This is a genomic window from Brachybacterium horti (assembly GCF_054777615.1).
The window spans coordinates 12,857-33,226 of the sequence record NZ_BAAHAM010000004.1; the positions used below are offsets into that span (position 1 = coordinate 12,857).

Annotated in this window: 15 protein-coding genes; 5 read left to right on the top strand and 10 right to left on the bottom strand. The window is 74.6% G+C overall.

Annotated elements, in window-relative coordinates; translation table 11 throughout:
* The first annotated feature begins 17 nt into the window (after nt 1-17).
* Complete coding sequence (gene pulA / locus ACYVAP_RS12950) at nt 18-3,674, top strand: pullulanase-type alpha-1,6-glucosidase (protein ID WP_498860947.1); 3,657 nt, start codon at nt 18-20, stop codon at nt 3,672-3,674.
* Here the strand turns inward: pulA and ACYVAP_RS12955 are convergent.
* The 7 genes from ACYVAP_RS12955 to ACYVAP_RS12985 all read right to left on the bottom strand — a co-directional run bounded on the left by ACYVAP_RS12955 (nt 3,638) and on the right by ACYVAP_RS12985 (nt 12,235).
* Nucleotides 3,638-5,794: an iron ABC transporter permease gene (locus ACYVAP_RS12955; RefSeq protein WP_498860948.1), complete on the bottom strand. Its 2,157-nt coding sequence runs from the start codon at nt 5,792-5,794 to the stop codon at nt 3,638-3,640. The genes pulA and ACYVAP_RS12955 overlap by 37 nt on opposite strands.
* The gene (locus ACYVAP_RS12960) at nt 5,794-6,846 is read right to left on the bottom strand and encodes an iron-siderophore ABC transporter substrate-binding protein (protein ID WP_498860949.1); all 1,053 of its coding nucleotides are present in this window, start codon (nt 6,844-6,846) and stop codon (nt 5,794-5,796) included. Before ACYVAP_RS12960 ends, ACYVAP_RS12955 begins: the two co-directional genes overlap by 1 nt.
* A gap of 56 nt (nt 6,847-6,902) precedes the next feature.
* Nucleotides 6,903-7,832 carry an ABC transporter ATP-binding protein gene (locus ACYVAP_RS12965; protein WP_498860950.1) on the bottom strand — a complete coding sequence of 310 codons (930 nt, stop codon included), beginning with the start codon at nt 7,830-7,832 and terminating at the stop codon, nt 6,903-6,905.
* A gap of 99 nt (nt 7,833-7,931) precedes the next feature.
* Entirely contained in the window at nt 7,932-8,501 is a 570-nt protein-coding gene (locus tag ACYVAP_RS12970; protein WP_498860951.1) for a DinB family protein, read from the bottom strand.
* Nucleotides 8,502-8,560: 59 nt separating this feature from the next.
* Nucleotides 8,561-9,877, bottom strand: coding sequence for a uracil-xanthine permease family protein (locus tag ACYVAP_RS12975; protein WP_498860952.1), 1,317 nt, complete (start codon nt 9,875-9,877; stop codon nt 8,561-8,563).
* Nucleotides 9,878-9,924: 47 nt separating this feature from the next.
* Nucleotides 9,925-11,700 (bottom strand): DUF7937 domain-containing protein, encoded by a 1,776-nt coding sequence (locus tag ACYVAP_RS12980; protein WP_498860953.1) that lies wholly within the window; start codon nt 11,698-11,700, stop codon nt 9,925-9,927.
* 115 nt (nt 11,701-11,815) lie between these two features.
* Nucleotides 11,816-12,235: a YccF domain-containing protein gene (locus ACYVAP_RS12985; RefSeq protein ID WP_137768896.1), complete on the bottom strand. Its 420-nt coding sequence runs from the start codon at nt 12,233-12,235 to the stop codon at nt 11,816-11,818.
* Nucleotides 12,236-12,313: 78 nt separating this feature from the next.
* Here ACYVAP_RS12985 and argS point away from each other — a divergent pair, with 78 nt between their 5' ends.
* Together argS and ACYVAP_RS12995 are read left to right on the top strand one after the other, a co-directional pair.
* A complete protein-coding gene (argS, locus tag ACYVAP_RS12990; protein ID WP_498860954.1) occupies nt 12,314-14,059 on the top strand; it encodes an arginine--tRNA ligase in 1,746 nt (581 codons plus the stop codon).
* A 126-nt stretch (nt 14,060-14,185) separates the two neighbouring features.
* Entirely contained in the window at nt 14,186-14,893 is a 708-nt protein-coding gene (locus ACYVAP_RS12995; RefSeq protein ID WP_498860955.1) for a lysoplasmalogenase, read from the top strand.
* A gap of 33 nt (nt 14,894-14,926) precedes the next feature.
* Here ACYVAP_RS12995 and ACYVAP_RS13000 read toward each other — a convergent pair whose 3' ends face one another.
* On the bottom strand, nt 14,927-15,820 hold the full coding sequence (locus tag ACYVAP_RS13000) for an alpha/beta hydrolase fold domain-containing protein (protein WP_137768899.1): 894 nt from the start codon (nt 15,818-15,820) through the stop codon (nt 14,927-14,929).
* A gap of 87 nt (nt 15,821-15,907) precedes the next feature.
* Between ACYVAP_RS13000 and mtnN the strand changes: the two genes are divergently transcribed.
* A complete protein-coding gene (mtnN, locus tag ACYVAP_RS13005) occupies nt 15,908-16,669 on the top strand; it encodes a 5'-methylthioadenosine/S-adenosylhomocysteine nucleosidase family protein (RefSeq protein ID WP_498860956.1) in 762 nt (253 codons plus the stop codon).
* 6 nt (nt 16,670-16,675) lie between these two features.
* Here the strand turns inward: mtnN and ACYVAP_RS13010 are convergent, their stop codons facing one another.
* Nucleotides 16,676-17,614 carry a Rossmann-fold NAD(P)-binding domain-containing protein gene (locus tag ACYVAP_RS13010; RefSeq protein ID WP_498860957.1) on the bottom strand — a complete coding sequence of 313 codons (939 nt, stop codon included), beginning with the start codon at nt 17,612-17,614 and terminating at the stop codon, nt 16,676-16,678.
* Between the two features lie 67 nt (nt 17,615-17,681).
* Here ACYVAP_RS13010 and ACYVAP_RS13015 point away from each other — a divergent pair, with 67 nt between their 5' ends.
* Entirely contained in the window at nt 17,682-19,472 is a 1,791-nt protein-coding gene (locus ACYVAP_RS13015) for an alpha/beta hydrolase (RefSeq protein WP_498860958.1), read from the top strand.
* Nucleotides 19,473-19,522: 50 nt separating this feature from the next.
* Here the strand turns inward: ACYVAP_RS13015 and ACYVAP_RS13020 are convergent, their stop codons facing one another.
* Nucleotides 19,523-20,359 (bottom strand): sulfurtransferase, encoded by an 837-nt coding sequence (locus ACYVAP_RS13020; protein WP_498860959.1) that lies wholly within the window; start codon nt 20,357-20,359, stop codon nt 19,523-19,525.
* Between the last annotated feature and the right edge of the window lie 11 nt (nt 20,360-20,370).

Consider the following 20,370-nt stretch of genomic DNA (forward strand, 5'->3'; position numbering starts at 1 on the left):
ACGAAGGAGTCCCCCGCATGCCGCTCCCCCGCCTCCTCCCCATCGCCTCGCCGCTAGCCCGGGTGCTCGCCGCGCTGAGCGGGCTGCTGCTGCTCGCCGCGTGCCTGATCGGCACCGGGCCGGCGAGCGCGCTGCCCGCCCCGCAGGCGCCAGCCGCTCCCGCCGCCCCTGCCGCACCGGACGGCACGGGGACGACCGGGACCCTCGTGACCCTCCCCGGGTCCTTCGGCACCGCGCTCGGCTGCCCCGGCGACTGGCAGCCGGACTGCACGGCGACCGCGATGACCCTCGACGCCGATTCCGGGAAGTACACGCTGGACGCCGAGCTCCCGGCCGGGGACTACATCTACAAGGTGGCCGAGGGCGGGACCTGGGACGTGAGCTACGGCGCCGGCGGCGTGCCCGGCGGGGCCGACGTGCCGCTGCACCACGAGGGCGGGGAGATCAGCTTCTGGTACGACCCCACGACCCATGTCGTCGCCACCACGGCCGACGGCCCGCTGATCACCCTCCCCGGGACGATCGACGCGGCGCTCGGCTGCCCCGGGGACTGGGCACCGGAGTGCATGGCCACCTGGATGCAGGACGCCGACGGCGACGGCCTGTACACCTTCACCACCACGGCGCTGCCCGAGGGCTCCTACGCCGTGAAGGTCGCCCACGACCGCTCCTGGGACGAGAACTACGGTGAGGGCGGCGCCGCCGGCGGCGCGGACATCCCGTTCTCGACGAAGGAGGGCAAGGTCGTGACCTTCAGCTACGACCCGCAGACGCACCTGCTGACGATCGAGACGGAGGACCCACTCGTGGCCGGCACCGGCGTCCAGCGCGCCCATCTCGTCGACGCGGACACGATCGCCTGGCCCGCGGACCTCGGCGGCGCGGTCACCGCCGGCGACGCCTTCACCCTCCTCGCCGCCCCCGAGGGCGGGATCACCGTGGAGGAGGGCGCGATCACCGGCGGGACGGCGCTCGGCTCGCTCACCCTGCGCGAGGGAGGGCTCACCGAGACCGAGCTCGAGGGCCGCGGCCACCTCGCGGACTTCCTCGCCCTGGACCTGACGGGGGTGGACCGCGATCAGCTCGCGGAGGCCCTGCGCGGCCAGCTCGCCGTCGCCCGCTCCGGGGCCGACGGGGTCACGGCGCTCACCGGGGTGCAGGTCCCCGGCGGGCTCGACGCCCTTTATGCCGAGGCCGCCGCCGGGGCCCGGCTCGGCCCCGTCGTCTCCGCGGACGGCGTCTCCCTCTCCCTGTGGGCGCCCACCGCCCGCTCCGTCGTCCTGCAGCTCCTGGACCCGTCGGACCCGGAGACCCTCGCCGATCCCGCGGCCGTGCGATCGGCCGGATACACCGAGGTCCCGCTGAAGCGGGACGCTGCCAGCGGCGTGTGGAGCGTCGAGGGGCCCGCGGACTGGGAGGACCGCGCCTACCGCTTCGCCGTCGAGGTCTACGACCCCGCGCTGGGCCGCGTCGTCACGAGCGAGGTCACCGACCCGTACTCGGTGGGGCTCACCCTCGACTCCGCCGCCTCGATGCTCGTGGACCTCGAGGACCCGCGCTGGTCGCCCGCGATCTGGGAGGACACCCCCGCCCCGGTCGTCGAGCAGTTCGCGGACCAGACCATCTACGAGATGCACCTGCGGGACTTCTCCGCCGGGGACGAGCAGCTCCCCGGGGACGTCCGCGGCACCTACGCCGCCTTCGGGCACCCCGACTCGCAGGGCTCCGCGCGGCTGCGGGAGCTCGCGGATGCCGGCATGACGACCGTGCACCTGCTGCCCACCTTCGACATCGCGACGATCGAGGAGGACCGCTCCGCGCAGGTCACCCCCGAGATCCCCGAGGCCGGGCCCGCCTCCACCGAGCAGCAGGCCGCGGTCACCGCCGCGGCTGGCGGGGACGCCTACAACTGGGGCTACGACCCCTTCCACTACATGGCGCCCGAGGGCTCCTACGCCCGCACCGGACACCAGGTGGGCGGGGAGCGCACCGCCGAGTTCCGGTCGATGGTGGGCAGCATCCACGACATGGGCCTGCAGGTCGTCGTCGACCAGGTCTTCAACCACACCGCGGCGAGCGGCCAGGCGGAGACCTCCGTGCTGGACCGCGTGGTCCCCGGCTACTACCAGCGGCTGGACCTCGACGGCGACGTCGAGAACTCGACCTGCTGCTCCAACACCGCGACCGAGAACGCGATGATGAACAGGCTGATGGTGGACTCCGTCGTCCTGTGGGCCCGCGCGTACCACGTGGACGGCTTCCGCTTCGACCTCATGGGGCACCACTCCGCGGCGACCATGCAGGACGTGCGCGCGGCCCTGGACGAGCTGACCCTCGAGCGCGACGGCGTGGACGGGAGGAGCATCTACCTCTACGGCGAGGGCTGGAACTTCGGCGAGGTGGCCGACGGCGCCCGCTTCACCCAGGCCACCCAGGGGAACCTGGGCGGCACCTCGATCGGCGCCTTCAACGACCGGCTCCGGGACGCGGTGCACGGCGGCAGCCCCTTCGACACGGACAAGCGCACGCACCAGGGCTTCGGCAACGGCCTCGTGACCATGCCCAACGGCTCCTCCCCCGATGACGAGGAGACCCAGCTGGCGGACCTGCGCCACCGCACGGACCTCGTCCGCCTCGGCATGGCCGGGAACCTCGCGGACTACGAGCTGCTCGCCTCCGACGGCACGGTCACGCGCGGCGACGAGCTGGACTACAACGGCGTGCCCGCAGGCTTCGCGACCCGGCCCGAGGAGTCCGTGAACTACGTCGACGCGCACGACAACGAGGCGCTGTACGACTTGAACGTGTGGAAGCTGCCGCAGGACGCTTCCAGCGCCACCCGGGCCCGGATGAACACGCTCTCCCTCGCCACGGTCACGCTCGGCCAGTCCCCGTCGTTCTGGGCGGGCGGCACGGACGTGCTGCGCTCGAAGTCCCTCGACCGCGACTCCTACGACTCCGGCGACCACTTCAACGCGATCGACTGGAGCGGCGAGGACACGGGCTACGGCCGCGGTCTCCCTCCCGAGGGGAAGAACGGCGAGGCCTGGGACCTCATGACCCCGATGCTCGAGGATCCCGCCAAGCGGCCGACCGCCGAGGACGTCGCCTTCTCCGAGGCGAGCACCCTGGACCTGCTGCGCCTGCGCTCCTCCTCACCGCTGTTCACCCTGGGCGACGCGGAGCTCATCGAGCAGAAGGTCAGCTTCCCCAATGCCGGTCCCGAGGCGACGCCGGGACTGCTCGTCATGCGGATCGACGACACCGCCGGTGAGGACGTGGACCCGGCCCTCGACGGCCTCGTCGTGGTCATCAACGCCTCCGGGGAGCCGATCACCGAGGAGATCGAGGGGATGGAGGGCACGAAGCTCTCCCTCTCGCGGATCCAGGCGAAGGGCGCGGACCCGGTCGTGAAGGAGTCCCGCTGGAAGAAGGGCACGGCCACGGTGCCCGCGCAGAGCGTCGCCGTGTTCGTCCAGGCGCAGCACCCGCGCGGCGACCACCCGGGCCATGGACACGGCAAGGGGAACGGGAACGGCCACGGGAACGGCCACGGGAACGGCCACGGGAACGGCAACGGGAAGGGCCGCGGGAAGGACGCCGGCGTCTCCGACGTCGCCGCGCTCGCCCCGACGGCTCAGGCCCGGGACCGCCAGATCAGCCAGAGGAAGTAGGGCGCGCCGATCACGGCGACGAGCAGGCCCGCGGGCACCTGCGCCGGGGCGATGAGCATGCGGCCCAGGAGGTCCGCGACGCCCACGAGCACCCCGCCCAGCAGCATCGCGACGGGGAGCATGCGCAGGTGCCGGCCGCCCACGAGGGCACGGGCGAGGTGCGGGGCGACGAGGCCCACGAAGCCGACCACGCCGACCGCGACCACGCTGATCGCGGCGAGCACCGCGGCGAGCGCGAGCACCACGAGGCGCGCCCGCTCGCGGGGCACGCCGAGGATCTGCGGGGTGTCCTCGTCGATCGTCAGCAGGTCCAGCTCCCGGTGCAGCGCGAGCACGACGGGCAGGGCGAGCACGAGCACGACGAGCACCGGGACGACGTCCGCGAGGGAGCGGCCGTAGGTGGTGCCGGAGAGCCAGGTGAGCACGCGCGGGGTGTCGAAGGGGTTCGAGCGCAGCAGCACGAAGGTCGTCAGCGCCGTCATCCCGTAGCCCACGCCGATCCCGATCAGCACGAAGCGCTCGGGCGCGAGTCCCGTGCCCTGCCGGGCGAGGAGGGCGGTGAGGGCGAAGGTCGCGAGGCCCATGACCACGGCGAGCGCGACCATCGCGGGCCGGCCGCCGCCGATCGTCGTCACGACGAGCGCCGCGCCGAGGCCGGCGCCCGCGGTGATGCCCAGCAGGCCGGGCTCCGCGAGCGGGTTGCGGACGGTGGACTGGACGATCCCGCCGGCGAGGGCGAGCGCGCCGCCCGCGAGCACGGCGGCGGACATCCGCGGCAGGCGCTCCCCGAGCGCGCGGGAGACGAGGGTGGGGGCGTCGCCGCGGATCCACAGCAGCAGGTCCCCCGTGCGCAGCAGGAGGCTCCCGCCGAGCAGCCCGCCGATAGCGACGGCGATCAGCAGCACCAGCAGCACACCGCCCACGATCCAGAATCTCCGGGAGGAGCGCAGGCCCGTCCGGGCCTCCGGGGGCCGGCGGGCGGGGCCCGCGTCCCGCATCCGGCGGGCGAGGACCACGATCACCACGGCGCCCAGCAGCGCCGTCGGCACCCCCGTGGGGATGCTCGCCGCGGCGGTCGCGCCGAGCGCCGCACGGACCGTCGCGTCGGCGAGCAGCACGACGAGCGCGCCGATCAGGCCCGCCGCGGGGACCAGCAGCAGATGGCGGTGCAGGGCGGGCACCCGCGAGGCGACGAGCCGGGCGAGCACGGGGGCGCCGAGACCCACGAAGGCGAGCGGCCCCGCGACGGTCACCGCGGTCGCGGTGAGCACGACCGCGGCGAGCACGGCGAGCACGCGGGTGCGCCGCACCGGGACGCCGAGCGTCGCGGCCGTGTCGTCCCCCGCGCCGAGCACGTCGAGGCGGCGGGAGAGCAGGAGCGCGATCGCGAGCACGAGCGCGATCACGGGCAGGGCGCGCAGGGAGGCGTCGAGGTTCAGCTGGGAGAGGGAGCCGCTGCCCCACGCGTACAGCCCCGTCGTCTCCTGCTCGAAGAGGATCAGCAGCATCGAGGTGCCCGCCTGGAGCGCCATGGCGACGGCGGATCCCGCGAGCACGAGCCGCGTGGTCGAGGTGCCGGCGCCGCCGGCGAGGGCGAGCACGGCGCCCGCGGCGAGCAGGCCGCCCACGAAGGCGACGCCGCCCGAGGCCCACAGCGGGACCGAGAGCCCGAGCGCGGCGACGAGGCAGATCGCGAAGTAGGAGCCGGCGGTCACCGCGAGGGTGTCCGGGGAGGCGAGGGCGTTGCGGGAGACGGACTGCAGGAGCGCGCCGGCGACGCCGAGGGCGATGCCGACGACGACGCCCGCGAGCAGCCGGGGCACGCGGGAGGCGGTGAGGATCTCCCCGATCGCGGGCCCGGTGCCGGGGCGGTCCGCGCCGAGCAGGTGGCGCAGCAGGTCCCCGACCCCGATGCCGGAGGTCCCCTGGGTGAGGTGCCACAGGCCGACGGCCGCGACGGCGAGCGCGAGCAGCGCGAGGGTCAGGACCCCTCCCGCGAGGCCGGCGACGCCGGTCCGTCCCGGCATCGCGCCGGGGGTCGGGGTGCCGTCGGCCGTGGGCCGGCCCGCGGGGGCCGGGCGGTCCCCGGTCGCCGTCGGTGCGCTCGCCGTCCGCGGCATCAGCCGGCGATGGCGTCGACGTAGGCGTCGATCGCCTGCTCCGCGGAGCGCGGGCCGCCGAAGGTCCAGATGCCGGTGGGGAACGCGTGGGCGCGGCCCTCGGTGACGGCGGGCAGCGTCGCGTAGAGCTCGTTCTTCTCGAGCTCGGTGACGTAGTCGCCGGCCGGGTCGTCGGTGCCGGTGTAGAAGAGGTTCGCCTCGCCCACCGTGGTCAGGCCCTCGATGTCGGTCTGGCCGAGGCCGTACTGCGGGTCGGTCTCGCCGGTCCAGGCGGCGGTGAGCCCGAGCTCCTCGCCGAGGGCGCTGAACAGGGCGCCCTCTCCGAAGGGGCGGATCGAGACGGTGCCGCCGTCGACCCAGCCGTCGAAGTAGACGAAGTCGGTGGTCGGGAGGTCCGCGGAGGCGACCTCCTCCTTCGCGGCGGCGACGTGCTCGTCGAACTCGCCGAGCACGACGTCGGCGCGCTCGGAGCGGCCGGTCGCGTCGCCGATCAGCGTGAAGAGCTCCTTCATGTGGCCGACCGGGTCCGCGGCATCGGCGCCGACGGTCGCGAGGACCGGCACGCCGAGCGTCTCGAGCTGGGCGATGACCTCGTCGTCCGCGGAGGATACCTCGACGATGATGAGATCGGGGTCCGCACCGGCGAGGGCGTCGAGGTTGGGCTCGCCGCGGGTGCCGACGTCGGTCGTGCCCTCGGGCAGGGTCTCCGCGGTGTCCCAGGTGGTGAAGCCCTCGACGTCGGCGACGGCGACCGGCGCGACGCACAGGCTGAGGAGGTCCTCGGTCTGCTGCCACTCGAGGACGGCGACCTTCCGGGCGGGCTTCTCGAGCTCCACGGTGCGGCCCACGCCGTCGGTGAGGGTGACGGGGTCGGTGCTCGTGGCGGTCGAGTCGGCGGCGCAGCTCTCGGAGATCGCGGCGGCCGCGCCGCCGTCGTCCGAGCCGGAGCCGGTGGCGGGATCGGCGACCTCGGTGGTGCCGCAGGCGGCGAGGGTGAGGGCGGCGGCGGAGCTCGCGAGCGCGGCGACGAGGCGCCGGGGCATGGGGGTCATCGGGTTCCTCGGGTCAGGGTGGGGTGGCGCGCGGAGGGGTCCTCGGCGCGGGGTGCTCAGGCGCGGGCTGCCGCGGCGCTGAGCGCGGGGTCGCCGGTGCGGTCGCCGGTGTGCGCGGCGTCCCGTCCCGGCTGCTCGCGGCGGGCTTGCCGGCCGCGGGCGTCGATGCGCAGGCGCCCGGTCCCGGGCTCCTGCACCACGTCGACGGGGATCTCGTAGACCGCGGTGAGGTGCTCGGACGTGAGCACCTCCGCGGCGCCGCCCGCCGCGTGGACCTCCCCGCGGCGCAGGAGGAGCACCTGGTCGGCGATGCGGGCGGCGTGGTCGAGGTCGTGGAGCACGATCCCCACGGCGGTGCCGTGGAGCTCGGCGAGGTCCCGCACGAGGTCGAGCGTCTCGATCTGGTAGCGCAGGTCCAGGTGGTTCGTGGGCTCGTCGAGCAGCACGATGCCGGTGTCCTGGGCGAGGCAGGAGGCGAGCCAGACGCGCTGCATCTCGCCGCCGGAGAGCTCGCCGACGCCGCGGTCCGCGAGGGCGGTGATCCCGGTGAGCGCCATGGCGTGGTCGATCGCGGCGCGGTCCGCCGGGGAGAGCCCGGCGAAGCGGCGGCGGTGGGGGTGGCGGCCGAAGGCCACGACCTCGCGCACCGCGAGCCCCTGCGGGCTCGAGCGGGTCTGGGTGAACAGGGTCATCGCGCGGGCGAGCTCCGTCGGGGAGAGCAGCGCGGTGGAGCGTTCGCGGGGGCCGCCGTCGGCCTGGTCCTGGAGGCGCACCTCGCCGCCGCTCAGCGGGTGGAGCCGCGCGAGGGCGCGCAGCACGGTGGACTTCCCGCTGCCGTTGGGGCCCAGGAGGGCGGTGACCGTGCCGGGTCGGAGCGCGACGTCGACCCCGTGGACGACGGGTGTGCGGCCGTAGCGGAGCACGAGCTCCTCGCCGATCAGCGCCGGGGCGCGGACGGTCGGGGTGGGGGCGGAGGACTGGGGCACGCGAGGGAGCTTAGCCTCGCCTCACCTATTTTCGAAAGCCCGTCCATGCGTCAATTCGGCATCGGTGCTCCGCTGCCGGCGCCGTCGAGGGCCGGGCCCTCAGTAGCCGGTCGCCCCGTCCACGCGCTCCCGCAGCAGGTCCATGTGGCCCAGGTGCCGGGCGTACTCCTCGATGAGATGCGTGAGGATCCAGCGCAGGTTCAGCTGCTCGCCCTTCCGCAGCCCGCGCACCGGCGCATCGAGATCCGTCCAGGCCGCGGCCGACTCCCGGGCCAGCGCGACCTCCTCACGATAGGCGGCGACGTCCGCCGCGGCGGTGGCGGCGGAGGCTCCCTCGAGGTCGCCGTCCCTCTGCTCGGGCGTCGAGTAGCGGTCCGGGACGTCGAGGTCGTGGAGCACCGCCCGCAGCCAGTACACCTCGACCTCGGTGAGATGGCGCAGGATGCCCAGCAGGCTCAGCGTCGAGGGAGGGCACGAGCGCTCCGCGAGCTGCGCGGGCGTGAGGTCCTGGATCTTCAGCAGGGCGGTCAGGCGGTACTCCTCGAGCCAGGAGTCCAGCAGCTCGCGCTCCCCGCCGAGCTTCGGGCCGCCGTCCCGGGTGTCAGCGATGCCGGTGAGGACGGGGGCGCTGAGAGACGGGTCGCTGGAGGCGGGGTCGTGGGAGGCCATGCCCCGATTCTTCCCCGACCTCGGGCCACGACGCCAGGGGATTCCCGGGCGTCGCCCGGTCAGCGCTGCGTCGGCGCGGGGCCGGCGGCGACGGGCTCCGCGGCCGCGCCCCCGGCCGGGGCGTCGGTCCCCGTGAGGCGGCCCAGGCCGCCCATGCCGTGGTAGATCGCGAGCGCCGCGAGGGTGCCCAGCGCGATGCCGGTGAAGGCGAAGCCGCCGAGCTGCCAGTGGAGGTCCGCGATCGCGATGGTGAGCGAGACGCCCGCGGTGATCTGGTTCTTGGGGCGGGAGAAGTCGACCTTGCCGTCGACCCACATGCGGAAGCCGACGATCGCGATGAGGCCGTAGAGCACGAAGGTGACGCCGCCCAGCACGCCTGCCGGGATCGTGTTGATGACCGCCCCGACCTTGGGCGAGAGGGAGAGCAGGATCGCCACGACGCCCGCGACCCAGTAGGCGGCGGTGGAGTACACACGGGTCGCGCTCATGACGCCGATGTTCTCGCCGTAGGTGGTGGTGGGCGAGCCGCCGAAGGTCGCCGAGAGCGCGGTCGCGAGGCCGTCGGCCGTGAGGGTGCGCCCCACCATGTGGTCGAGGTTCCTCCCCGTCATGAGTCCGACGCTCGTCACGTGGCCCACGTTCTCTGCGAGCAGCACCACGATCACGGGCAGGAAGATCGGCAGCAGCGTGAGGTCGAGGGTGGGGTGGTGGAACTCGGGCAGGCCCAGCCAATGGGCCTCGCGCACGGGGGCGAAGTCCACCTCGCCCCGCAGCACGGCGATGACGTACCCGACGATCACGCCGATCAGCACGCTGATGCGCCCCAGCAGCCCCTTGAACAGGGCCGTGCACAGGACGATCGCGACGAGGGTGAGCGCCGCGGTGACGGGGGCCTTCGAGAAGTTGTTCTCGTAGCTGGTGGGCACCAGGTTCAGCCCGATCAGCGCGACGATCGAGCCCATCACCACCGGCGGCATGAGCCGGGAGATCCAGCCGGTGCCGACCTTCTGCACCACCAGGCCGAGCGCCGCGAGCAGCAGTCCGGTGACGAGCACGCCGCCGAGCGCCGCACCCATCGAGTCCGCCTGCGTGGAGGCGGTGATCGGGGCGATGAAGGCGAAGGAGGAGCCCAGGTAGCTGGGGACCCGGTTCCGGGTGATCAGCAGGAACAGGAGCGTGCCGAGGCCGGAGAACAGCAGCGTGGTCGAGGGCGGGAAGCCCGTGATCACCGGCACGAGGAAGGTGGCGCCGAACATGGCGACCACGTGCTGCGCGCCGATGCCGACGGTGAGCGGCCAGGCGAGGCGCTCCTCCGGGCGGACGATCGCGGTGGGGGCGACGGTGCGGCCGTCACCGTGCAGGGTCCAGCGGAACATGGGGCGTCCTTGAGGGGAGGAGCGGGAGGGGGATGCCGGGCGGAGGGTCAGGAGCGGGGGAAGCTCTTCTTGCGCGAGCGCTCCTCGGTGACGTCGGGGACGCGCGCCAGGAGGGACTCGCGGCCGGAGCCGCGGGTGCGGAAGTCCGCGAACATCCGGGAGAGGTCCGGGGCGCCGAACTCGTCCCGCACGGGGGCGGGCACGGTGAGCATGAGCGCCGCAGCCACGCCGACCGCGAGCGCGGTGCCGCCGGTGGTCAGGCCCGCGCCGGCGCCGATCGCGATCGAGTTGACGATGATGTCGAGGAAGCCGACGACCACGAGCACCACGCTCGCCACGACGCCCGTGGCGCGGGCGAGGGCGGCGGGGCGCTCGAGCAGCGCCTTCCGGGCGAAGAGCGACACCGCGACGAAGCATGCGCAGACGGCGGCGTCGACCAGGTGCAGCACGGGGCCGCCCAGGGTGATCCCGGCGGTCCCGGTGATCGCGGCGAGCAGGTGCCACAGCACCGCCGCGGCGTGCAGGAGGGCGCTGAACTCCATCGCCCGCACCGTGTAGACGAGCCAGTCCGCGCGGCGGAAGGAGACCGGCATCGAGCGCACGAAGGAGCGGGAGATCATCAGACCGAACGCCGCGAACAGGAACGGCAGGTAGACGTAGCTCGTCGCGAAGCTCGCGGGCGCCGCGAACTGCAGCCGCACGGTGTTGTCCGCGAGCGCGAGGACCACGAGCCCGCCCACGGCCCCGGTCGAGAACACGAACCAGGAGCGGTCGCGGCCCAGGAGGTCCGGCCGCAGCGCCGAGCCGAGCACGATACCCAGCAGCACCACGGAGATCACGGTGCTGCCGAAGGTGTTGAGCGAGTACTGCCAGCCGGTCGTGAACACGCGGCCCACGATCATCACGAGCGCCACGACCAGCGCGAGGGCCGCCGCGCCGGCGACGCCCCCGAGCAGGCGGCGGGACCAGGCGCGGGCCCGCTGCTGGGGCACGTAGCCCTCGTGGGCGCGCGGCTCGATGCCCACGACCGATCCGAGCAGCATCAGCGAGACGCCCACGCCGAGGCCCACCGGGGGGCCGTCGGGCAGGGAGGCGAAGAGCACGGGCACGGAGAGCACGAGATCCGCGACGATCGTGCCGATCGCCGTGAGCAGCGCGGGCAGGAGCCCGACGATCCGCACGGCGCGCACGAGGCGCAGGTTCGGGGCGGCCGGGATCCAGCGCAGCAGGTGCACCGCGACGAGGGCCACGAGGGCGACGCCGAGCGCGATCCGGCCCACGAGGTCCACGACCGGCAGCGCGCCCAGGGTGAAGCTCGTGGTGAGCGCCGCGAGCAGGCAGATCAGGGCGAGCACGTCCCGGAGGGCGTCGAAGATGCCGAGGTCCTGGAAGCGTGCGGGGATCGTGATGGTGGAGAGCTGGGCGCGGCCGTCGTCATCCGCGTTCGGGGTCGTGCCGGAGCGCGCGTAGCTGCGTCGCGGCGCCTCGGCGGCGTCCCCGTCCTCGCCGTCGACGGCCGGGATCACCCCGGTCGCGGCGTCGGGCTCGTCGGCGCGGCCCACGGCCGGGCGGGGCCGACGGGGCTTCCCCGCGGCGCGGAGGGCGGCGGCGTCGATCTCGGAGAGGTCCGCGGTCTCGCCCTCCCCCGGCGGCAGCGCGGGCTCCTCGCGGCGGGCGAGCAGCGGGGCGGCGTAGCGGTCGAACTCCGAGCGCGAGGGCAGGCGCTCCGTGGGGAGCGTGCGCGGATCGGAGGAGGCGAAGATCCAGTCCGCGTCGTCCGGGCTGTCCCCGCGGCGTGGATCGCCTGTCCTCGTCCCTGCCATCGTCCCTGCGTCTCCTCGTCCTGCGAGCCGGTGTGCGCCCCTGCGCACTCCTCCGGGCCGAGTCTACGAAGCGCCGGCCCGCCCGGAGGCGACGGCGCGCCGCGTGTGAGGCAGGTCAGCGGGCGGTCGGGAACATCTGCGCGCGCAGCGAGGAGGAGTCCACGACGTCCTTGCCGAAGGGGAAGCAGGTCACGGGGATCAGCTTCACGTTCGCCCACGCGAGGGGCAGCCCGATGATCGTCACGGCCTGGGCGACGGCGGTGACCACGTGCCCGAGGGCCAGCCACCAGCCGGCCACGAGGAACCAGATCACGTTGCCGATCGCGCTCGCGGCGCCCGCCCGCCCGGTGTCCACGACCTCCCGGCCGAAGGGCCAGATGACGAAGCCGGCGATGCGGAAGGAGGCGAGGCCGAAGGGGATCGTCACGACGAGCAGGCACGCGAGCAGGCCCGCGACGACGTAGGCGAGGAACAGGGACCAGCCGGCGGTCAGCAGCCAGATGATGTTCAGGACCAGGGTGATGAGGGAGCGCATGGCCACCACGGTAGGGGCGGTGTGGCCGGGCCGACAGGGGGAAGACCCCCGTGTCCGCTCCCCAGTACGCTGGATCCCATGCCTGCTCCCGAGATCGCGCTGACCGAGCGCTTCCAGTCCGCCTTCGTCGCCGCCTTCGGGCCGGAGTACGCGGACGCCGATCCGATCATCCGTCCCTCCCAGTTCGCGGACTTCCAGTGCAATGCCGCGATGGGCCTGGCCAAGCGCCTGGGACGCAAGCCCCGCGACATCGCCGCGGAGATCCTCGCCGCCGTGGACCTCGGGGACGTGGCGGAGACGCCGGAGATCGCCGGACCGGGCTTCCTCAACATCCGCCTGCGCACCGACTGGGTCGCCGCACAGGCCGCGGAGCTCGCGGGGGACGAGGCGCTCGGCGTCCCCGACCCCGAGCACGTGGACACCGTCGTCATCGACTACTCGGCGCCGAACGTCGCCAAGGAGATGCACGTGGGCCACCTGCGCACCACGGTCGTGGGCGACGCGATCGCCCGCACCCTGGAGAAGCTGGGCCACACGGTCGTGCGCCAGAACCACATCGGCGACTGGGGCACCCCCTTCGGCATGCTCATCGAGCACCTCCTCGACGTGGGCGAGGACAGCGACGAGGCGGGCCTGCTGACGACCGACCCCAACGCCTTCTACCAGGCCGCCCGCGCGAAGTTCGACGCGGACCCGAAGGCGACGGGCTTCGCCGCGCGAGCCCGTGCGCGCGTCGCGACCCTGCAGTCCGGGGACGCGGAGTCGCTGCGGATCTGGACGGACCTCGTGGGCATGTCCAAGGAGTACTTCCACCGGATCTACGACCTGCTCGACGTGACCCTCACCGACGACGACCTCGCCGGGGAGTCCACCTACAACGCGGACCTCGAGACCGTGTGCGCGGAGCTCGAGGCGGCCGGCCTCGCCCGGATCTCCGACGGCGCCCTGTGCGTCTTCCCGCAGGGCTTCATCGGCCGCGATGGTCAGCCGCTGCCGCTCATCGTGCGCAAGTCCGACGGCGGCTACGGCTATGCGACGACGGACCTCGCCGCCGTGCGCCGCCGCGTGCGGGACCTCGGCGCGGACCGCATCGCCTACGTCGTGGGCACCTCGCAGGAGCTGCACCTCTCGATGGTCGCCGAGACCGCCCGCGAGGCCGGCTGGCTGCCCGCGGAGGTCGAGTCGACCCACGTGAAGATCGGCTCCGTGCTCGGTGAGGACGGCAAGATCCTGCGCACCCGCTCCGGCGCCTCGCTGCGCCTCGCGGCCCTGCTCGAGGAGGCCGTGGCGAAGGCCCGCACCGTCATCGACGAGCTGCGCCCCGACCTCCCCGAGGAGGAGCGCGCGCAGATCGCCCGGGCGATCGGGATCGGCGGCGTGAAGTACGCGGACCTCTCCACCGCGCACGACTCCGACTACACCTTCGACCTGGACCGGATGCTCGCCCTCACCGGCAACACCGCCCCGTACCTGCAGTACGCGGTGGCGCGCATCCGCTCGATCGGGCGCCGCGCCGAGGCGCAGGGCGTGACGGCCGCCGCCGTGCCGCTCGTGGAGAACGACGCGGAGCGGGCGCTCGCGCTGCAGCTGCTGCAGTACGGCCCTGTCCTCGCCCAGGTGGGGGCCACCTACGAGCCGCACCGCCTCGCCGCCTACCTCTTCTCGCTCGCGCAGGCGTTCACCGCCTTCTACGACGCCTCCCCCATCCTCAAGGAGAGCGACGAGGGCGTCCGCGCCGGGCGACTGGCCCTCGCGCGTCTCACGGAGCGGGTGCTCGTGGAGGGTCTGGACGCGCTCGGCGTGACCGCCCCGCAGCAGATGTGACGGCGCCGGGCACGGCCCCGGGTGAGGCGACCGTTACCCGACCGTGCCCGGCCGTTACCAAGCCGTGCCCCACGCACCCTGCATTCTCGCTGGCCACGGCGGCAGAAACCTCCATAGCCTGGTGCCGTGCCCCTGTGTCGACGAGCCCATGTCGCGATCTGGGGGAGCTATGCCCTGATCGGGGTGATCCACGTGCTCGCCGTCGCGGCGGAGGCCGAGACGCTGCGCCGGCTCACCCAGCCGCTGCTGGCCCCGCTGCTCATCGCCGCCGTGCTCACCGCCGCACCGCGGATGCAGCGCACGACCGTCCTCACCCTCGGCGGCCTCCTCGCCGCCTGGGCCGGGGACTCACTCGGCCAGCTGGTCCCGGACCCGAACCATCTCATCGCCCCTGTGGCCTTCCTCGTGGCGCTGCTGCTCTACGCGGCGGCCCTGGTCCCGCAGTGGGCGCACAGCCGCGACCCCATGCGCCTCGCGCTCGCGATCCCCTACGGGGCGGTCGTCATCGGGCTCTTCGTCGCGTGCGCGGACGGTGCGGGCAGCCGGCTCCCGCTCGTGGCGGCCTACGCCGTGGGCCTCGGCGTGACCGCCTTCATCGCGGCCGGCGGGAACCCGCTGACCTGGGTCGGCGGGACGCTGTTCCTCGTCTCGAGCTCGGTGCTCGCGATGGACTGGTTCCTCCCGGGCGCCGCGATCCCCATGAGCGACGTGTGGGTCATGGCGACGTACATCGCGGGCCACGGACTGCTCGTCGCCGGGATCGTGCAGCTGCTGCCCTCGCGCCGCTGGACGCCCGCGCAGTCCGGCGCCGCCCTCGTCATCGTCGAGGGCTAGAGCGCACTCCCGTTCCGGGCGGGGCGCCCCGCCTCAGCGGCCGAGCGCGCGCCCGATCGCCTCGGACTGCTCACGGTGCAGGCGGTCCACGTCCTCGCCGCGCCGCTGCCACAGCTGCAGGCCCAGACGGCCGCTCACCTCGCGCAGGGCGACCTCGACGCCCTCCTCCTCGAGCTGGAGGCGGAGCACGCGGACGTCGGAGAGGAACAGGTCCTTCATCCCGACGCCGAGGTGCACCGGCGGCAGGCCGCGATGGCCCGCGTTGATCGGGGAGAGCTCCGGGTCGTCCAGCGGCGTGCGGCCGGCGTAGGCGCGGGCGGCGTCGCGCAGCGCCCGGCGCTCGTGCACCGGGTCCGACTCGCCCGTCTCCGAGATGCCCGCGTTCGCGAGCTCGAGGTCCAGCCACGGCGACATGACGACGACCCCGCCGGGGGACGGCACGTCCTCGCGCTCGATCAGGCGCCGCGCGACGGTGAGGGCGACGCCGCCGCCGGAGTGCTGGCCCGTGAGCACCCAGGGCGCCTCGAGACGACCCGCGGCGGCGAGCGCGGCGAGCACCGACTCGGTGTCCTCGATCGCGATGGGGTGCTGGTGGTCGGGAGCCGTGCGGTAGTCGACCATGAGCGCGGCGCAGCCCTGCGCCTCCGCCTGCCGCGACAGCCATGCCCAGTCCGAGGCGAAGGGGCCGGAGACGTAGGCGCCCCCGTGGAGGTGCACGATGACGCCCTGGTCGGCGCGGTGCTCGTCGAGCCAGACGCAGCGGGTGCGGCCGATCATCTCGACCTCGACGCCGTGCCGCTTGAGCACCCCGGCCTGGGGGCGCGCACGGCGCGCCTCGCGCAGGGCGGGCAGCGACACCGCCGAGGGGATCGGGATCCGGCGCACGGTGCGCGCCCCCTGGAGCACGACGTCCCCGATGCGTCCCATTGCTGCCTCCTGCCCGCGACCCGCAGGTCGCCTCGCCGACGGTCTCCCCCAGCCTAACGAACCCGCCTGCACGATAGATTCACGGTCATGACCCATGCCTCCGACGTGCCCGTCGGCCCCGATGCCCCCGCCCGTCCCGCCGGACCGCTGCTGGTCCTCGCGGCCATGCCCGAGGAGGCGGCCGCGATCACCGCGCTCATGGCGGACGCCGAGCCGCTCGCGGTCCCGCTCGCCGGGGTCGCGGCCGTGCGCGGGGCCCTCGGCGGCCAGGACACCGCCGTGGTCACCACGGGGATCGGCGTCGCGGCCTCGACCGCGGCGGCGACCTGGGCGATCCTCTCGCTGCGCCCACGGGCGGCGGTCGCGGCCGGCTCGTGCGGCGGTCTCGCCGCCGATGTCGAGGTGGGCACCCTGATCGTGGGCGACGCCTTCACCTGGTCGATCGCGGACGCCACGGCCTTCGGCTACGCGCCGGGGCAGGTGCCGGGCGGGCCCGAGCGCCATGTCGCCGAGGCCGCGATCGCGGATCTCGCGGAGGCCTCCGCACGGGCGGTCGACGAGGGCGCGGGCGTGCGCCGCGGGCTCATGCTCGCGGGGGACGCCTTCGTCACGGCCCCGCTCGCCGCCCCCATGCGCGAGCGCTTCCCCGAGGCGCTCAGCGCGGACATGGAGACGACGGCCTCCGCCCGCACGGCCGAGGCGCTCGGGGTGCCCTTCGCGGCGCTGCGCGCCGTCTCCGACCTGTGCGGTCCCTCCGCCGGCCAGCAGTTCCACCTCGAGCTCGACGAGGTCGCGCGGACCTCCGCGCTCGCGGTCCAGGAGCTCGCCGCGCGGCTCGCCCGCGGCTGAGGGGACTCAGCCCGCGGGGTGCAGCAGCTCCTCGCCCGCGTCGAGCCGACGGAGGTTCTCGGCGATCCGATCGTCCGCGCCCACGGGCTTCCCGCCCGCGGAGTGCGGGGTGATGATCAGCCGCGGCGCGTCCCACAGCGGGTCGTCCTGCGGGAGCGGCTCGGGGTCGGTGACGTCGAGCGCGGCGCCGCCGATCGTGCCGGCGACGAGCGCCTCCCGTAGCGCCTCCTGGTCCACGGTCGCGCCGCGGCCCACGTTCACCACGACGGCGCGGTCCGGGAGGGCGCCCAGCACGGCCGCGTCGATCACGCGCGCGGTGCTCGGGGTCGCGGGGAGGATGTCGATGAGGACGTCGGTCGCGGGCAGCGCGGCGGCGACGTCGGCCTCCGCGATCACCTCGAAGCCGGACCGCTCCCCCGCGCTGCGGGCGACGCCGCGCACGTGCGCGCCGAGCCCGGCGAGCACCGGGGCGACCGTCTGCCCGATCTGGCCGAACCCCCAGATGAGCACCTCGGCGCCGACGAGGCTGTTGAGACGCTCGGGCGGGTTGAGCGGCTGCAGGCCGCCGATCGAGCGGTCCCACTCGTGGCGCGACTGCGCGGCGAGGGAGGCGGGGAGGCTGCGCAGCAGGGCGAGGACGAGGCCCACGGTGTGCTCGGCGACGGTGAGCGAGTGCAGGCCGGCCCCGGTCGTGACAACGGCCCCGTCGCGGAAGCCCGCGGCGACGATGTTCTCGACCCCGGCGGAGAGCGACTGCACGAGGCGCACGCCGGTGAGGTCCCGCGCGGCGGACTCGAGGTGGGACCGGCTGGGCCCCCACAGGACGATCGCCTCGGCGTCGTGGTGAGCGGCGGGGATCGGGGCGCGCGCGTCGACCTCGACCGCCTCCCATCCCTCGGGCAGCGCAGGGTCCAGGGGCATGGTGTCCGGGAGCAGGATCTTCATCGTCCCAGCCTACGGGGATGGACCTTCGCAGGGGGTCCGACGGAGGCCCGTGGACTAGCCTCGAACCATGCGACCAGGCCCTGGCCCCTCCGCTCCCCGCCTCGCCCACCTGCTCACCCGCACCGCCCGCACGCTCCGCTCGGTGACCCGCGCGACCCGCCGCGGGGTGCGCCGTGCGGAGGTCACCCGGCCGCTCTCGAGCGGCGGCTTCCTGGGCGCCGCGGCCGCGGGCTGGGTCGCCACGACCCCGTCGATGCTGCCGCGCACGTGGTGGATGTGGGCGGTGAACATCGGGCTGTCGCAGTCCTACGGCTACACGACCGGTGTGCTCGCGGAGCGGCTCGTGCGACGGGGCGCCGCGGCGCTGGGCCTCGAGGTCGGGATCGCCGAGGACCACCGCCGCCGCGCCCGCCTGCTCGGCGCGTCCGCGCTGGTCGGGATCTCCGCCTACTCATGGGTGCGGGGCGTGCTGCGCCAGCGCGAGATCAGCCATCTGGTGCAGCAGCGTCCCCAGAACCTCGCCACGCACCTCGTGGGGACGGCCGGAGGGCTCGGCGCCTCGCTCGGCGTGCTCGCCGCGGTGCGCGCGATCGGGGCGACCGCGGATCTCTACCGCGCCCTGCTGCGCCCGTACCTGCCCACCCGCGTGGTGGGGGCCGTGTCCCTCGTGCTGACCCTCGCGACGGTCGCCGTCGCCGTGGACCGCCTGATCCGCGGGCGCGTGCTCGAGCAGATGATCGAGCAGGCGGAGGCCGCGAACCGGCTCGTCTCCCCGAACGTGCCGCGCCCGGACTCCCCCGCCCGCTCCGGCAGCCCCGCCTCCCACGAGTCGTGGCCCTCGCTCGGGGCCCCCGGCCGCAAGATCGTCTCGGGCGGTGCGAGCCCCGAGGCGATCTCCGCGGCGGTCGGCGCGCCCGCCATGGACCCGATCCGCGTGTACGCCGGGAAGTCGACCTCCCGCACGATGGAGGAGACGGTGCAGGCGGTGCTCGCGGAGCTGGACCGCACGGGCGCCTGGGACCGCGAGGTGCTCGTGCTGTTCACGGGCACCGGGACCGGCTGGCTGCAGGAGTGGTCGCTCTCCGCGATCGAGTTCCTCACCGCCGGGGACTGCGCGACGGCCTCGATGCAGTACTCCGTCTACACCTCGGGGCTGAGCTACGTCGTGGACCGGCGCAGCCCCAAGCAGGCCGGGCGCCTGCTCTTCCAGGCCGTGCGACGCCGGCTGGACGCGATGGAGCCGGGCAGCCGGCCCCGGCTGTTCGTCGCCGGGGAGTCGCTCGGCTCGTTCGGCGGGCAGGCCGCGTTCCGGGACCTCCCGGACCTGCTCGCGAAGGTCGACGGCGCCGTCTGGACGGGCACCCCGTCCTTCACCCCGCTGTGGCAGCAGGTCGCGGGCCGCTCCCGGCCGGGATCCCCCGCGATCGCGCCGATCATCGACCAGGGCCGGCACGTGCGGGTCGTGACCCGGCCCCGGGACCTGCACCGCAACTACTGGGGCGGGCTGTACGAGCCGTGGCGCTCCCCGCGCGTGGTCTACGCCCAGCACCCCTCCGACCCGGTCGCCTGGTGGCGGCCGTCCCTGCTGTGGGAGGAGCCGGACTGGCTGCGCGAGCGCGTCGGCCACGACGTGACGCCGGCGATGCGCTGGTTCCCGTGGATCACCTTCTGGCAGGTCGCCCTGGACATGCCGCTCTCGGTGCGCACCCAGGGCGGTCACGGCCATTCCTATCGTGAGGAGATGGTCCCGATCTGGGCCGCCGTGCTGGGGCAGGACGTCGCGCCGGGCGGCGAGCACGAGCAGCGGCGCCGGCACGAGCGGATCGTGAAGGCGATCCGCCAGGTCGCCCGCGGCTGAGCCCGTCGCCCGCGGCTCGGGCTCAGCGGCTCGGGCTCAGCGGCTCGGGCTCAGGGCGTGGGGCCCGTCGCCACCGGTCGCGACGGGTCGCTGCTCCACTGCGACCACGATCCCGGGAACAGGCGCACCCGAGGGAACCCGGCGCGCTGCAGGGCGAGCACGTCGTGCGTCGCGGTGACGCCGGAGCCGCAGTAGACGAGCACCTCCTCCTCGGGGTCGAGGCCCGCGCCGGTGAAGCGCTCGCGCAGCGCCTCCGGGGACAGGAAGCGGCCCTGCTCGTCGAGGTTCCCGGCGTAGGGGAGGTTCAGCGCGCCGGGCACGTGGCCGGCGCGGGGGTCCACGGGCTCCACCTCGCCGCGGTAGCGCTCGGCGGCGCGGGCGTCGAGCACGGGGCCCGTCGCCGCGGCGACCTCGTCGATCCCGGCGATCGCGGCCGCGGGCCACTCCCGGGGGCCGACGTCGCCCGGCTCCGGGCGCACGTCCTCCGTCTGGAGCGGGCCGTCCCAGGCGGCGAGGCCGCCATCCAGGAGCGCCGCGTCCTGGCCGATCGCGCGGAGCATCCACACGAGGCGGGCGGAGGGCGAGCGGTCGGTGTCGTCGTAGGCGACCACGCGCGTGCCGGCGTCGATCCCGAGGCCGCGGAGGGTCGCCGCGAACTCCTCCGGGGACGGCAGGGGGTGCCGGCCGGCGGCGGGATCCGCGGGGGCGGCGAGCTGGGTGGGGAGGTCGACGTAGACCGCGCCCGGCAGGTGCCCCTCGAGGTAGGAGTGGCGGCCCTTGGAGCCGTCGAGCGCCCAGCGCACGTCGAGCAGGCGCACGGCCTCCTCCTGCGCGAGCAGGTCGTGGAGGGCGGGGACGTCGAGGACCGGGGGCAGCGCGTCAGTCATGGCCCGACCCT

What these genes read in the sequence shown, in the direction of transcription:
- ACYVAP_RS13015 (WP_498860958.1), top strand. Translation starts at nt 17,682, where the DNA reads ATGCGACCAGGCCCTGGCCCCTCCGCTCCCCGCCTCGCCCACCTGCTC.
- ACYVAP_RS13010 (WP_498860957.1), bottom strand. Translation starts at nt 17,614, where the DNA reads ATGAAGATCCTGCTCCCGGACACCATGCCCCTGGACCCTGCGCTGCCC.
- pulA (WP_498860947.1), top strand. Translation starts at nt 18, where the DNA reads ATGCCGCTCCCCCGCCTCCTCCCCATCGCCTCGCCGCTAGCCCGGGTG.
- ACYVAP_RS12955 (WP_498860948.1), bottom strand. Translation starts at nt 5,794, where the DNA reads ATGCCGCGGACGGCGAGCGCACCGACGGCGACCGGGGACCGCCCGGCC.
- ACYVAP_RS12985 (WP_137768896.1), bottom strand. Translation starts at nt 12,235, where the DNA reads ATGCGCTCCCTCATCACCCTGGTCCTGAACATCATCTGGCTGCTGACC.
- ACYVAP_RS13020 (WP_498860959.1), bottom strand. Translation starts at nt 20,359, where the DNA reads ATGACTGACGCGCTGCCCCCGGTCCTCGACGTCCCCGCCCTCCACGAC.
- ACYVAP_RS12975 (WP_498860952.1), bottom strand. Translation starts at nt 9,877, where the DNA reads ATGTTCCGCTGGACCCTGCACGGTGACGGCCGCACCGTCGCCCCCACC.
- argS (WP_498860954.1), top strand. Translation starts at nt 12,314, where the DNA reads ATGCCTGCTCCCGAGATCGCGCTGACCGAGCGCTTCCAGTCCGCCTTC.
- ACYVAP_RS13000 (WP_137768899.1), bottom strand. Translation starts at nt 15,820, where the DNA reads ATGGGACGCATCGGGGACGTCGTGCTCCAGGGGGCGCGCACCGTGCGC.
- mtnN (WP_498860956.1), top strand. Translation starts at nt 15,908, where the DNA reads ATGACCCATGCCTCCGACGTGCCCGTCGGCCCCGATGCCCCCGCCCGT.
- ACYVAP_RS12970 (WP_498860951.1), bottom strand. Translation starts at nt 8,501, where the DNA reads ATGGCCTCCCACGACCCCGCCTCCAGCGACCCGTCTCTCAGCGCCCCC.
- ACYVAP_RS12980 (WP_498860953.1), bottom strand. Translation starts at nt 11,700, where the DNA reads ATGGCAGGGACGAGGACAGGCGATCCACGCCGCGGGGACAGCCCGGAC.
- ACYVAP_RS12960 (WP_498860949.1), bottom strand. Translation starts at nt 6,846, where the DNA reads ATGACCCCCATGCCCCGGCGCCTCGTCGCCGCGCTCGCGAGCTCCGCC.